This window comes from Flavobacterium sp. 38-13 (genome assembly GCF_001899155.1).
In the GTDB taxonomy this organism is placed as follows: Bacteria; Bacteroidota; Bacteroidia; order Flavobacteriales; family Flavobacteriaceae; genus Flavobacterium; species Flavobacterium lindanitolerans.
Map to the genome: position 1 here is coordinate 188,747 of NZ_MKVG01000018.1, position 13,729 is coordinate 202,475.

The window sequence follows — 13,729 nt, forward strand, 5'->3', positions numbered from 1 at the left end:
TTAGTTTTTAGTGTATAGTTGATAGTTTATACAAAGCAACTATCAACTATACACTATCCACTATCAATTAATAAATATGGCTAAAGAAGTATTAGAGTGTTCTTTTTGTGGAAGGAAAAAGCCAGAAACAAATCTGCTGATTGCAGGAATTGACGCGCATATTTGCGACAGGTGTATCGAACAGGCACACGGAATCGTCATCGAAGAACTAAAGCAGAACAAAAGAAACGGAGCAATGGCTTCGGATCTAATTTTGCAAAAACCAAAAGAGATTAGAGCTTTTTTGGATAAATATGTTATTGGACAGGACCAGACGAAAAAAGTTATGTCTGTTGCTGTTTACAACCACTACAAGCGTCTGATGCAACAGCAATCCGACGATGAGGTTGAAATTGAAAAGAGCAACATCATTATGGTTGGACAAACGGGTACAGGAAAAACATTGGTGGCAAAAACCATAGCCAAAATGTTGGATGTGCCTTTGGCAATAGTAGATGCGACCGTATTGACCGAAGCGGGTTATGTGGGTGAGGATGTTGAAAGCATTCTTACGAGGTTGCTTCAGGCTGCTGACTATGATGTGGCAAAAGCGGAACGTGGAATCGTTTTTATTGATGAGATTGATAAAATTGCCAGAAAAAGCGATAACCCATCCATCACAAGAGATGTTTCCGGAGAAGGTGTTCAACAGGCGTTATTGAAACTTTTGGAAGGAACTGTAGTCAATGTGCCGCCAAAAGGAGGAAGAAAACACCCGGACCAAAAATTTGTCGAAGTAAATACGCAAAACATCCTGTTTATTGCCGGAGGTGCTTTTGACGGAATAGAAAGAATTATTTCTAAACGTTTGAACCGTCAGGCTGTTGGATACAGTTCTTCAAAAAATACAGACAATATCGACAAGGATAATCTGTTGCAGTATGTTATTCCAAAAGACATAAAAGATTTCGGATTGATTCCTGAAATCATTGGACGTCTTCCGGTTTTGACACATATGGATCCTCTTGACAGAGAAACTTTAAGAGCCATTCTTACAGAGCCAAAAAATGCATTAATCAAGCAATACCAAAAGCTTTTTGCTATGGACGATGTAGAACTTTCGGTTTCTGGCGAAGCATTGGATTATGTAGTTGATAAGGCTCTTGAATACAAGCTTGGTGCTCGCGGTCTGCGTTCTTTATGCGAGGCTATCTTAACCGATGCGATGTATGATCTGCCAAGTTCAGATGATAAGACTTTGGTGATTGATAAATCATATGCTGAAAATGCCTTGGACAAAAACCTTTTGCAGCGATTGAAAGCTGCATCTTAAAAAAAATAATTATAAAAATAAAAATCCCGATGAGCCATTCATCGGGATTTTTTATGTCTGATTCTGATTCGTTGGTTTTCCTAACCTAATAAATAGTAGTGCAATTTCAGTTAGGTGTTGACAGGGTGCTGCATGGATTTCAATTCTTCCAGATAGTTCCTTTGGTTGGAAAGTCTTGGAATTTTATGTTGTCCGCCCAGCTTATCCTGTTCCTTTAACCAATCATAAAACAGGTTTGTTCTGGCTATGTTGATGATTAGAGGATTTAAAGTCATGTTGTTGTGGCGCTTTGCCTCATAGTCTGAATTTAAAGATTGTAACGTATCGTCTAAAATCTGTCTGAAATCAGATATGTTTTCAGGAGCATTTTTAAATTCAATCATCCATTCGTGTGCGCCTTTTTCCTTTCCTTCCATAAAAACCGGCGCTACAGTATAGTCAATAACTTCGGTATTGGTTAGTTTACAGGCTTTGGCAATTGCCTTGTCTGTATTTTCGACGATAAGTTCTTCCCCAAAAACATTGATATGGTGTTTGGTTCTGCCGCTCACGCGGATTCTGTAGGGATTTAAAGAAGTAAATCGCACGGTGTCGCCTACCATATAGCGCCATAGTCCGGCATTGGTAGTGATTACAATAGCATAATTTTTGCCTAATTCTACTTCAGATAGCCTGATAGTTTTTTGTTCCGGTGTTCCGAAAGTATCTATAGGAATAAATTCATAGAATATTCCGTAATCCAACATTAACAAAAGGTCGCTTGAATTGTTGAGGTCCTGAATGGCAAAAAAACCTTCAGACGCATTGTAGATTTCGTAATATTGGAATTCTGAACTGGGAAGTATTTTTTTGTATTGCTCACGGTAAGGTTCAAAACTCACACCGCCATGAAAATAAACTTCCAGATTAGGCCAGATTTCGAGCAGATTTGATTTTCCGGTAGCTTCCAGGGTTTTGTTCATTAGTACCAGCATCCAGGAAGGAACCCCGGCAAAACTGGTCACATTTTCATGGATGGTTTCATTGATAATTGCCGGAATTTTGGTTTCCCATTCGCTCATTAAGGAAACTTTATTACTTGGCGTACTGCTAAACTCGGCCCAAATTGGCATATTGTCAATCAGGATGGCTGACAGGTCTCCAAAAAAAGTATTGTTGTCTTCATACAATTGCTTGCTGCCGCCCAAACGCAGGCTTTTGCCGGTAAACAATTGTGATTCTTCATTGTTGTTGAGGTACAAACTCAATAAATCTTTTCCGGCCTTATAATGGCAATTTTCTAAAGCTTCGGTACTTACCGGAATGAATTTGCTTTTGGCATTGGTTGTTCCACTTGATTTGGCAAACCATTTTATAGGTGTGCTCCAGAAAACGTTTTGTTCCCCTTTTCGTGTTCTTTCAATCAAAGGCTCCAGATCTTCATAAGTGGAAACCGGAACCCTTTCAGTAAATTCCTGATAAGATTTTACAGAAGAAAAATCATATTGTTTGCCAATGACGGTTTGTTCGGCAGTCCGTATCAGGTTCAGAAGCAATTCTTCCTGGACTTCATTAGGGTATTTCAGGAATAATTCAATTTGATGGATTCTTTTTTTTAAAATCCATGTTGCTACTGAATTGATTATGGGTAACGCCATTTTTTAGGTTTGAGTTATGATTTATGAGTTATGAATTCTAACTTTACCAAAAATAAAAAAAATAGTCGAAAGTCAAGTATTTCTGACTATAAAGCAATCGCCTCAATTTAAATCCGAAATTATAATGCAATACGAAGGTGTTCTTACTAAGATGGAAACGGAATTTGCAAGTCCGATTCAATATTATATGACTTTTGAAAACAGCTTCCTGAACGTAAATCAGGCTCTTGATAAGAATATAGAAATAAGTTTTTTGGGCTACCAATGCCTGAACTGTTCAAAAAAGAAAAAAATATTTCGTCAGGGTTTCTGCTATGACTGTTTTTATAGCAGTCCGGCTGTGGGAGACTGGATTATGAGACCCGAACTCAGTACGGCGCATCTGGGTATTGCAGACAGGGACCTGGACTATGAAACCAGGGTTCAGCTGCAACCGCATATTGTATATCTGGCTTTGTCAAGTGAGATAAAAGTAGGAGTGACGCGAAAAACGCAAGTGCCTACGCGTTGGATTGACCAGGGTGCTGACGAAGCCATTTCAATTGTTGAGGTTCCCAATCGTTATTTGGCAGGAATTACAGAAGTAGCTCTTAAAAATCATTTTGTAGATAAAACCAATTGGCGAAAAATGTTGCAGAATGAAGTGGTGTCGTTGGATTTGATGGCCGAAAGAATGCGTATTTTTGAAAGGCTTCCGGAGGAAGTCCGGCCTTATTTCAATACCGATTTGAATGAACATTTCATACTCAAATATCCGGTTTTAAGATTTCCAAAGAAAGTTGCCGGATTAAATCTGGAGAAAACCCCAAACTATGAAGGCCGATTAATAGGCGTAAAAGGACAATACCTGATTTTTGAAGACGGAACCGTTTTAAATGTCCGCAGCTATGAAGGTTATGTTATTGGAATGAATATTTCTTAAAAGAAACACCCTGCCAGGGTTCAAAACCCTGCCAGGGTGCTTCTTTTTATTTTAAAGGTTAAACCTATTCTTTTTTCTTCTTATTAAAAAGCCCTTTAATTCCTTCAGAGACTTTCGTTTTTACGTCTTCCTTAGTATTAGGTGTCTGTGTTTTTGTAGTGTCTTTTTTGTTGCCTCCCAAAAGATTTTCCAAAGCGTTGGTTCCTTTGGTAACCAATTTGTCTTTTTCGGTTTTAATCAGCTGGTTTGCTAGTTTAGTAACGGCCTGTTCAATATCGGTAGAAACTTTAGGATTTTTGAAATTACCGGTAAGTATTGCAGTAACCGGAATATTCTCCAATTTGTTGGCTTCGGCAGGAGTCAGTTTTGCAATTAGCTTATTGGCATCGTTTCCTAAGTATTTTGCAGGAACATCAAATTTCAGGTTGTAATTCATCGATTGGTCAAAACCATGCTGTCCACCAATATTAACCTTAATATCCTGATATTTGATATCAAAAGGTTTTACGTTGACTTTTCCATCTTTAAAGGTAAGATTGGCTTTCAAATCATTCAGGTTTAATTTTTGCAAATCGATAAACTTTACCTTTTCATCAAGCTTGTTCAATACGGCAGAATTCTTAGCATTTACAGTAGTCGATAACAGCTGCCCAAAAAGGTCACCTGATAGTGTGTTCAAATCCGGTGACATGGTTTTGGCATCCAGATTACCGGACAATTTGATGGTCGAATTTAATTTTCCGTTAATCGCTTCGGCAATCGGGGCAATCTTTTTCATCATGTCCAATTGTGTAAATGTCTGGTTGATATCAACTGTCGTTAATCCAAGATTCATGTCAAATGTAGGTACTTTGCCTTTGGTAGAAACATCTCCTGTAGCGGTTATCAATCCGTTAAAAATTGAAGTTTTCAGGTTTTGCAATGAAACGGCTTCGTCTTTTACAACAATTTTTCCGGATACGTCTTTAAGATTCAGGTTGTCATAAACTACAGTATTTGCAGAAGCATTCAGCGTAACGTTTAAAAGTTTAGGAATCTTGACAGCCTCCGTAGTAACTGTTTTGTTGTTAACCGTGGTTTCCGTTTTCGACATAAAGTCAGAAACTAAAAACTGGTTAGATTTCATAGTGAAATTTCCTCTTAATTCCTGGTTTTTGAAAGCATAACCCAGGAAGTTTTCCAGAGTTCCGTTTACTTTCAAATCTGTTTTTCCGGTAGTCATGTCTAGCTGCTGCAGGTTGATTTTTTGGTTTGAGAATTGGGCAGCGGCCGTATTGATTGTATAGGTTTTCTTATCGGCATCAACATATTTAAATCCGGTAATGCTCGCATTACCCATAGCCTGTATGTTCTGGTATTGATTGGCTTCCACAGATTTCATGTCAAACTTCGTTTCAACATCGGCTTTTAATATTCCGGAAAGTGGCGTATCCAGCTTTACCGGATAAGCTTTAGAAACATTCCCCAGATTGATTGTTCCTTTTAGTTTTGCATCAACCAAAGGATTCTCAACGATGTTTTTTACATTGGCCTGAACATTGAAAACGTCCTGGTCGATTCTGAAAGAAAGCTTGTCCAAATTGACATAAGTATCATTCAGATTTCCGGTTTCGTTGATGATTTTGGTATCAATTACAATGTTCTCTACAGATTTTGGCAAGTCAGGATATTTGAATGAAGCATTATTTGACGCAATGGCCAGATTGAATTTAGGAATGGTTTTGTCGCTGTATAGTCCTTTTGCAAAACCGGAAACTTTAAAGTCACCTGTTGTTTTTACGGTATTCAGATTTCCGGCATAAGCCTCAGGAATGACACCCAGGAAATTCTTGAATGAAGAAGTTGGTGTTTTAAAAGTCAGGTCGTATTCCTGTCCGGCATCCACAATCTGGATAAAACCATCAAATTCCAGTGGCAATTGGTTAATTAGTGCCTTGTTGTCTTTGAAAGTATATTTGCTGTTTTCGAGGTCAATACCCAATATGGCATCCAAATCCAATTTGACGTTTTTCATGTAATTGGTTTTGTCCATGTCCAATGAAACCTTAGCTGTAGTTTTTGTAGTCAGGTCTAATTTTGAAGCTGCAAAATTTCCTTTTCCGGTATGGTTCAGGCTGTCAATCACCATTTTCACCTTTGAACGTTCGTCAAAGTAAGTAAAACGCAGATTTTCTATTTCATAGTTCTGGATGTTCATGGCAAAGGGCTTACTTTCAGAATCGTCCTTTTTTTCTTTATCGTCTTTTATGGCAATATCGAAATTGCCAACACCATTCTTGTCAAAAAGAATATTGACCACACCATTGGTAGAAGAAAATGATTCGATATTCATTGGTTCACCATCGCCTTTGAAAAGTTCCCTGACAGACATTTTCAGGTTTACTTCTCCGGCATAAAGCAGGGTGTCGCCTTCAAAAGGAGCTTTGTTGATAATAGCCAGCTTGTCAATAGTGACATTAGCACGCGGGAAGCTTTTGAACAGGCTCAAATGCACATCATCAAACGCTACTTTCGCGTCTACCTCCTCATTAATTGATTTCAGCACCAACTGCTGAATTTTATCTTTAAACAAGAATGGAGCCGCAGCTAATGCAATTATCACTACCAGAAGGAATATACCAATAGCTTTTAAAATCTTTTTTAACATAATAAAATCATTTGTTTAGCGAAATTATAACAAAAATTAAACCAAATAGCTTAATAAAAGTATAAAAAATGAATTTTTTAAATAAAAAACAATTAGGAAATGTCTGAATAAAAAAAATCAGGGACTATGCCCTGATTTAATTGTAATTTATATTTGGTCGCTATTTTATATTGATTTCATAAGGGAGCAACGCCTGCATTCCTTTTTGAGCGCTCATTCTTCTGATTTGCTCAATCATCTGGTAGTTTTCCTCGCCAACTTCTTCTTTGATAAAGCTTTCTTTGGATTTCATGAAAGGCATTCCTCCAAATAAGTCTCCAAATTTTTTCTCATAGGCAGGGAAATCAGCCGTTTTATATTCCTTAATATTTGCGAGTTTTGCAGCTTCCTTCAAAGCATCGTCCATGCCGCCAATTTTGTCTACCAATCCAATTTTCAGGGCATCGGTACCGGTCCAGACTCTTCCTTGTGCGATAGAATCAACAGCTTCAAATTTCATATTTCTCCCCTGGGCAACGCGGCCTACAAAAACTTTGTAGATATTTTCTACACTTTCCTGAAGGGTGCCTTTTGTTCCTTCATCCAATGGCAGGAAGATGCTGTATCCGGCTGCGTTCTGATGTGTTTTTACCTGTTCGGTATGAATACCGATATTGTTGGTCAGTTTTGTAATGTTTGGCAATGTTCCAAAAACTCCAATAGAGCCTGTGATTGTTGTTTCTTCAGCAAAAATTTTGCTGGCATTGCAAGCTATATAATAACCTCCGGAAGCGGCAACATTACCCATAGAAACAACTACCGGTTTTACTTTTTTGGTCAGTTCAATTTCTCTCCATATCAGGTCGGAAGTCAAGGCGCTACCACCCGGACTGTCAATTCTCAAGACAATGGCTTTTACATTTTTGTCCTTTCTGGCTTTTTGCAAAGAACGTCTCATTGAGCCTTCGCCTATAATATTTACATCACCTTCTCCGCTAAGTATGGTTCCTTGTGCGTAGATTATAGCAATAGTGTTATCAGTGGCAGGTTTTTTTCCTGTTGTGGAGTTTTTATGGGCATAGTCAATAATGCTTACCGTATTGTATTCTTCGTCTTTTTTAACTTTTAGAGCTTTACGGATACCGTCATGATATTCGTCTTCATAAGCAATCTTATCAATAAGCTTCTCTGTTTTTGCCATTTCAGGAGTCCTTGCCAACAGGCCATTTGCGATTTCATTCAGTCGGTCAACAGAAATGTTTCGGCTTTTTGAAATGTCGGCAACTACAGAATTCCACACAGAATTTAATAAAACAGAAATCTGCTCACGGTTGGCCTCACTCATTTCGTTAGCCAAATAAGGTTCCACGGCGCTTTTGTATTTTCCATGACGGATAACTTCCATTTTAATGCCGGTTTTTTCCTGGAAGTCTTTGTAGAACATAACTTCGGAAGAAAGTCCCTTGAAATCCATTTCTCCAACCGGGTTAAGATAAATGGTGTCGGCAACAGAATTTAAGTAATATTCTTTCTGGCTGTAAGAATTCGCATAGGCTACGACAAATTTTCCGGACTTCTTAAAGTCTTCCAGTTTGTCACGAAGTGCCTTGCTTTGTGCCATTCCTAATAATGAAATGTTATTCAGGATTGAAATTCCTTTGATTTTGCTGTCTGTTTTTGCCGCATCAATAGCATTGATAACGTCAGAAAGCCCGTTTGTTTTTTCTTCATTCAGGAACTCGAAATCCTCGTATAAAAATTTTCCGGCATAGTCGTTCGTTACTTCTTCGAGATTGAGTTCAATCACGGAATTGTCTTTTACAGTGACGGTTTTTTCATTATTGCCAAACAAAGCGGCAATAATTATAAATCCGAAGAAAAGGATAAACAGGAAAACAAATAAGCCGAGTACGGTTGAAAATACATTCTTTAAAAAATTCATAGTATTGTTATTTCTTTATAGGTCACATACATAATAGAAAAGTTACAAATTTCGGTGGAATAATTTCAGGTTGCAACTTAAAAATGTGCTTTTGTGTGAAATACTTTTCCTTAATTTGCAGTCTATGAAAATGCAGCACCAGGCCATATTATCTATCGGAAGCAATCAAGGCGACAGGCTTCGCAATATTCAGGAAGCTATTGATTTGATTCACAGCGAGGTTGCGACTGTTGTGAAAGTTTCCAGGCTGTATGAAACGCCGGCCTGGGGTTTTGAAGGCGATGCATTTTATAATTGTGCCCTATTGGTTCATACCTGCAAAGAGTCTGCGGTGCTTTTGGATGAAATCTTAAATGCCGAACTTCGTTTAGGAAGAATCAGAAACAAGGCAATGGGTTATCAGTCCCGGACTATTGATATTGATGTCATCAGTTTTGATGAAGAAATAATCGATACCGAAAACCTGAAAGTACCACATCCACGCATGGCCGACAGGAAATTTGTGTTGTTGCCAATGGATGACCTGAAATCGGATTTTATACATCCTGTATTGCAGAAGAATGTAACCGAATTGTTGAGAGAGTGCCACGACGATTCAGATTGTAAAGTGGTTTCCAATTTGAAATCTCCGGTAACAGACTATCATTTTGACCGATTCAATTATATAGCCATTGAAGGAAATATTGGCGCCGGAAAAACAACATTGGCTCACAAAATTGCCGAAGATTTTAATGCCAAGACGGTTTTGGAAGGTTTTGCAGACAATCCTTTTTTGCCAAAATTCTATAAAGACCAGGCAAGGTATGCTTTTCCATTAGAAATGTCATTTTTGGCCGATAGATACCAGCAACTATCGCAAGATTTGGCACAATTTGACCTGTTTAAGGATTTTATTGTTGCAGACTACCATATTTTTAAATCCCTGATTTTTGCCAAAGTTACTTTAGGAGAAGACGAATACCGTTTGTATAAAACGCTTTTTGATATCATCTACAAGGAAATGAAAAAGCCCGATTTGTATGTGTATCTTTATCAGAATACGGAGCGGCTATTGGAGAACATCAAAAAAAGAGGACGTTCCTATGAGCAGGAAATCCCGGCAGAATATCTGGATAAAATCAGCAGGGGATACCTGGACTATATAAAATCTCAAAAAGATTTGAATGTCCTGATCATTGATGTTTCGGATAAAGATTTTGTCAAAAATCAAAGCGATTATCTTCAGATTTTAAACGAAATCGAAAGCAAGGCTTTGGCTGTATAAGCTAGTAATTCAGTTTCTGGAACAAATCCCATACTACAATACCGGCACTTACAGAAATGTTTAGCGAATGTTTGGTTCCCAATTGTGGAATTTCTATTGTTCCCTCACACTTTTTGATGGCTTCCTGCGAAACACCTTTTACTTCGTTTCCAAAAACCAGAGCATATTTCTGTCCGCTTTTTGGTTCGAATTCCTGAAGTGAAATAGAGTTTTCTACTTGTTCTATTGCCATGACCGAAACGTTTTCTTTTTGTAACGTATCAATAACTTCCAAAACGTCTTTTGCATATTCCCAGGCAACGGTTTCGGTAGCGCCTAAAGCTGTTTTATGGATTTCTTTATTGGGTGGAGTTGCCGTGATACCGCAGAGATAGATTTTTTCAATCAGAAAAGCATCGGCTGTTCTGAAAACAGAACCGATATTGTGCAGGCTTCGGATGTCGTCCAGGATGATTGTAATTGGTGTTTTTTCTGCCTGTTTAAAATCTTCAATGCTTTTTCTTTCTAATTCGCTGTTGGCAAGTTTTCTCATAAATGCGGATGCAATATTGTTAGTTTTTCTATTTTAGCAAAAATAATTTAAAAATCTGAATACTCTTGGCCACGAAAGATAAAACTCCGAAAGAAACTCCGTTAATGAAGCAATACAATGAGATTAAGGCGAAATATCCAGATGCCTGTTTGTTGTTCAGAGTAGGAGATTTTTATGAAACTTTTGGAGAAGATGCAATACGCGCTTCAAAAATACTGGGAATCGTCCTGACAAAAAGAGGCGCAGGTTCCGATACGGAAACAGCTTTGGCCGGATTCCCACACCATTCCCTGAATACTTATTTGCCTAAACTGGTTAAAGCCGGACTTCGCGTAGCGATTTGCGACCAGCTTGAAGACCCGAAAATGACAAAAACTATCGTGAAGCGTGGTGTTACTGAATTGGTGACTCCCGGCGTTTCTATGAATGATGAGGTATTGCAGTCTAAATCGAATAACTTCCTGGCTTCGATTTATTTTGGGAAAAGGATTATCGGTATTTCGTTTCTCGATGTTTCTACCGGAGAGTTTTTAGCAGCACAGGGTAATGAAGAATATATTGACAAGCTGCTCCAAAACTTTAGCCCAAGTGAAGTGCTGGTTCCAAAACAGAACAAGGCCAACTTTAAAGAGGTTTTTGGTGAAGACTACCATAACTTTTATCTTGAAGACTGGGTGTATAAAGAAGATTATGCTTTTGAAACGCTAACGGGACATTTCCAAACCAATTCCTTAAAAGGATTTGGAATTGAAGAATTGCCGGAGGGAATTATTGCGTCAGGAGCGATATTGTATTATCTGTCCGAAACACAGCATAACAAAGTACAGCACATTACTTCAATACAGCGAATTGCGGAAGATGCGTATGTTTGGATGGACCGGTTTACCATTCGAAATTTAGAATTATACCATAGCTATAACCCGAATGCGGTAACACTGTTGGATGTTATAGACAGAACACTTTCTCCAATGGGTGGTCGTCTCTTAAAGCGTTGGCTGGCCTTGCCGTTAAAAGATGCAGATAAGGTTAAAGGACGTCATGAAGTGGTGTCTTATCTGAAGGAAAACAATGAGGTGCTGAAAAGCATCCAATACCAAATCAAGCAGATTTCGGATTTGGAACGGTTGATTTCAAAAATCGCTACCGGAAAAGTGTCGCCAAGGGAAGTTGTAAACCTGAAGGAATCGTTGGATGCCATTATTCCAATAAAAACATTGGCACTTGACAGTAAGAATACGGCTGTCAAAACGATAGGAGACAGCCTTCATAGTTGTGACCTCCTAAGAGAAAAAATTAAAGAGACCTTAAATCCGGATGCTCCTGTTTCGATCAACAAGGGAAATGCGATTGCCAAAGGAGTGCATGCAGAATTGGACGAGTTAAGAAGTATATCTAATTCCGGCAAAGAATATCTTGAGGGAATTGAAACCCGAGAATCGGAGAGAACAGGAATTTCTTCTTTAAAAATATCTTTTAATAATGTTTTTGGTTATTATATAGAAGTAAGAAATACGCATAAAGATAAGGTGCCGGCTGAATGGATTCGCAAGCAGACTTTGGTCAATGCGGAGCGTTACATTACGGAAGAATTAAAAGAATATGAAACCAAGATTCTGGGTGCCGAAGAGAAAATCCACCAATTGGAAAGTCAGCTTTTTGAGCAACTGGTGGTTTGGATTTCGACTTATATAAAACCGGTACAACTCAATGCGAATTTAATTGCGCAATTGGATTGCCTGTCTTCATTTACGCAGTTGGCAATCGAGAACAATTACGTATGTCCGGTACTGGATGATACATTTGAATTGGAAATAAAGAACGGTCGCCATCCGGTAATTGAAAAACAGCTTCCGGTTGGTGTTCCTTATATTGCCAATGATGTTTATCTGGACAGGGAAACCCAACAGATTATTATGATAACCGGGCCTAACATGTCCGGTAAGTCGGCTATTTTGCGCCAAACGGCACTGATTGTGCTGTTGGCCCAGATGGGAAGCTTTGTTCCGGCAGAAAGCGTTAGGATGGGTATTATTGACAAGATTTTTACAAGAGTAGGAGCATCAGATAATATTTCTATGGGCGAATCTACTTTTATGGTCGAAATGAATGAGACAGCTTCCATTCTTAACAACCTTTCAGACAGAAGCCTGGTGCTTTTGGATGAAATAGGCAGGGGAACGAGTACGTATGACGGAATCTCAATAGCCTGGGCAATTGCAGAATACCTGCATGAGCATCCGGGCAGGCCAAAAACGTTGTTTGCGACGCACTATCATGAGCTTAATGAGATGACAGAAATCCTGGAACGTATCCAGAATTATAATGTGTCTGTAAAAGAGCTCAAAGACACGGTGCTTTTTATCCGTAAGTTAATCAAAGGCGGAAGTGCCCACAGTTTTGGAATTCATGTGGCTAAGATGGCAGGAATGCCGCAAACAGTAATCCAGAAAGCACAAAAGCTGCTTAAAAAACTGGAGAAAGACCATTCGGGCGAAGCATTGAACGGTACTAAATCTTCAAATGATGAAATGCAGCTGAGCATTTTTAACCTGGATGATCCGCTTCTGGAAGAAATAAAAGACGAAATACTCAATTTGGATATCAATACGCTGACTCCGGTTGAAGCCCTGATGAAGCTCAATGAAATCAAACGAATGTTAGGAAAGAAGTAACGGGATTTTAAAGATTACGTTATCAGAAAGTTATGTTTTTCTTGATGTTTTTTTGAAAAAAGTTCTTGTATAATTGAATTAATGTATTAAATTTGCATCCGCAATACGGTTCAAGTGTTGCAGTTCTTATCAAATACACAATGCGAAAATAGCTCAGTTGGTAGAGCGCGACCTTGCCAAGGTCGAGGTCGCGGGTTCGAGCCCCGTTTTTCGCTCAAATTAAAGTCCATGCTCGGATGGTGAAATTGGTAGACACGCTGGACTTAAAATCCAGTGAACAGCAATGTTCGTGCGGGTTCAAGTCCCGCTCTGAGTACTCAAAAGCCCCTAAACACGGGGCTTTTTCTATTTCAGGCCGTTTCTAATAACGCCCTGAAAAGCCTAGAAACCATCATTGGGAAGCCGCAGGGAAGCCCGTAAAGATCATAATCAGAGGTATGCACAACGGCATTCTGAAGTAGCGTTGCAGTTTTCGGATCCGCTTCCGGAAGAATAAATTTTCCCGCTAAAAATAAAAAAGCACCTTTTAAGGTGCTTTTTTCTCAAAATATAGTTATAAGGTTTGCAAAACCGTTTCAGTCTCCTCTTCTGAATTACATCTTTCATGAGTATTATGTAATATTGGTCTATTTTAAATTAACGGATGTAAGTTTAAATCCATCGTATATATCTGAAAAAGCAACGCTTCTTCATTTGCTGAAAATCTTATGTTTTTGCATTTTATTTTTATATCGAATATGAATAAATTTTCAAGCAAACAATTCCTAGAGAAAAACAGTAGACATGAAGAAAACAATTACCCTATTTTTATTTTTTTTATCA

Annotated in this window: 8 protein-coding genes and 2 tRNA genes; 6 read left to right on the forward strand and 4 right to left on the reverse strand. The window is 38.5% G+C overall.

Annotated elements, in window-relative coordinates; all coding sequences use genetic code 11:
- Window positions 1-76: 76 nt before the first annotated feature.
- The gene (gene clpX / locus BGO88_RS13240) at window positions 77-1,312 is read left to right on the forward strand and encodes an ATP-dependent Clp protease ATP-binding subunit ClpX (protein WP_056068176.1); all 1,236 of its coding nucleotides are present in this window, start codon (window positions 77-79) and stop codon (window positions 1,310-1,312) included.
- A 110-nt stretch (window positions 1,313-1,422) separates the two neighbouring features.
- Here the strand turns inward: clpX and BGO88_RS13245 are convergent, their stop codons facing one another.
- Entirely contained in the window at window positions 1,423-2,949 is a 1,527-nt protein-coding gene (locus tag BGO88_RS13245; protein ID WP_286707161.1) for a GH3 auxin-responsive promoter family protein, read from the reverse strand.
- A 124-nt stretch (window positions 2,950-3,073) separates the two neighbouring features.
- Here BGO88_RS13245 and BGO88_RS13250 point away from each other — a divergent pair, with 124 nt between their 5' ends.
- Window positions 3,074-3,871, forward strand: coding sequence for a DUF2797 domain-containing protein (locus BGO88_RS13250; protein ID WP_286707162.1), 798 nt, complete (start codon window positions 3,074-3,076; stop codon window positions 3,869-3,871).
- 64 nt (window positions 3,872-3,935) lie between these two features.
- On the opposite strand, the gene BGO88_RS13255 is transcribed toward BGO88_RS13250, so the two are convergent.
- On the reverse strand, window positions 3,936-6,518 hold the full coding sequence (locus tag BGO88_RS13255; RefSeq protein WP_286707163.1) for an AsmA-like C-terminal region-containing protein: 2,583 nt from the start codon (window positions 6,516-6,518) through the stop codon (window positions 3,936-3,938).
- A 160-nt stretch (window positions 6,519-6,678) separates the two neighbouring features.
- Window positions 6,679-8,439: a signal peptide peptidase SppA gene (gene sppA / locus BGO88_RS13260; protein WP_286707164.1), complete on the reverse strand. Its 1,761-nt coding sequence runs from the start codon at window positions 8,437-8,439 to the stop codon at window positions 6,679-6,681.
- A 124-nt stretch (window positions 8,440-8,563) separates the two neighbouring features.
- Between sppA and folK the strand changes: the two genes are divergently transcribed.
- Window positions 8,564-9,703 (forward strand): 2-amino-4-hydroxy-6-hydroxymethyldihydropteridine diphosphokinase, encoded by a 1,140-nt coding sequence (folK, locus tag BGO88_RS13265; RefSeq protein ID WP_286707165.1) that lies wholly within the window; start codon window positions 8,564-8,566, stop codon window positions 9,701-9,703.
- 1 nt (window position 9,704) lies between these two features.
- Here the strand turns inward: folK and BGO88_RS13270 are convergent, their stop codons facing one another.
- Window positions 9,705-10,235 carry an RNA methyltransferase gene (locus BGO88_RS13270; protein WP_056068187.1) on the reverse strand — a complete coding sequence of 177 codons (531 nt, stop codon included), beginning with the start codon at window positions 10,233-10,235 and terminating at the stop codon, window positions 9,705-9,707.
- A gap of 65 nt (window positions 10,236-10,300) precedes the next feature.
- On the opposite strand from BGO88_RS13270, the gene mutS reads away from it, so the two are divergent.
- The 3 genes from mutS (at window position 10,301) to BGO88_RS13285 (ending at window position 13,223) form a co-directional block, all read left to right on the forward strand.
- Window positions 10,301-12,907 carry a DNA mismatch repair protein MutS gene (gene mutS / locus BGO88_RS13275; protein ID WP_286707166.1) on the forward strand — a complete coding sequence of 869 codons (2,607 nt, stop codon included), beginning with the start codon at window positions 10,301-10,303 and terminating at the stop codon, window positions 12,905-12,907.
- 142 nt (window positions 12,908-13,049) lie between these two features.
- A tRNA-Gly gene (locus BGO88_RS13280) sits at window positions 13,050-13,122 on the forward strand.
- A gap of 15 nt (window positions 13,123-13,137) precedes the next feature.
- A tRNA-Leu gene (locus tag BGO88_RS13285) sits at window positions 13,138-13,223 on the forward strand.
- The last annotated feature ends 506 nt before the right edge of the window (window positions 13,224-13,729 follow it).

What these genes read in the sequence shown, in the direction of transcription:
- BGO88_RS13245 (WP_286707161.1), bottom strand. Translation starts at nt 2,949, where the DNA reads ATGGCGTTACCCATAATCAATTCAGTAGCAACATGGATTTTAAAAAAA.
- BGO88_RS13270 (WP_056068187.1), bottom strand. Translation starts at nt 10,235, where the DNA reads ATGAGAAAACTTGCCAACAGCGAATTAGAAAGAAAAAGCATTGAAGAT.
- folK (WP_286707165.1), top strand. Translation starts at nt 8,564, where the DNA reads ATGAAAATGCAGCACCAGGCCATATTATCTATCGGAAGCAATCAAGGC.
- clpX (WP_056068176.1), top strand. Translation starts at nt 77, where the DNA reads ATGGCTAAAGAAGTATTAGAGTGTTCTTTTTGTGGAAGGAAAAAGCCA.
- BGO88_RS13255 (WP_286707163.1), bottom strand. Translation starts at nt 6,518, where the DNA reads ATGTTAAAAAAGATTTTAAAAGCTATTGGTATATTCCTTCTGGTAGTG.
- sppA (WP_286707164.1), bottom strand. Translation starts at nt 8,439, where the DNA reads ATGAATTTTTTAAAGAATGTATTTTCAACCGTACTCGGCTTATTTGTT.
- BGO88_RS13250 (WP_286707162.1), top strand. Translation starts at nt 3,074, where the DNA reads ATGCAATACGAAGGTGTTCTTACTAAGATGGAAACGGAATTTGCAAGT.